This is a genomic window from Bradyrhizobium sp. Kon58, from assembly GCF_055807455.1.
This window is the reverse complement of record NZ_JBVVOT010000340.1, coordinates 1-296: the sequence shown is the minus strand read 5'-3', so window position 1 is coordinate 296 and position 296 is coordinate 1. Positions and strand designations below refer to the sequence as shown.

The following is a 296-nucleotide window of genomic DNA, read 5'->3' as shown; positions in this document are numbered from 1 at the left end:
GACACATCGCCGCCGAACTTGCCTGGCGCGCAAAGGCCGACCATTGCGTTCATGTTGGCGCCGTCGATGTACACCTGGCCGCCGTTGTCGTGGATGACCGCGCAGATTTCGCGGATGCCTTCCTCGAATACGCCATGGGTGGACGGGTAGGTGATCATCAGCGCGGCCAGGTGCTCGCGGTGCTCGACGGCCTTGGCGCGCAGGTCGTCGATGTCGACGTTGCCCCGTGCGTCGCAGGCGGTGACCACCACGCGCATGCCGGCCATGTTGGCGGTCGCCGGGTTGGTGCCGTGGGC

1 pseudogene is annotated in these 296 nt (G+C 67.2%); it reads right to left on the bottom strand.

Annotation, left to right across the window (positions count from 1 at the left end):
• A pseudogene (locus AC0L20_RS40695) lies at positions 1 to 296 on the bottom strand (glycine dehydrogenase (aminomethyl-transferring)); the annotation flags it as partial.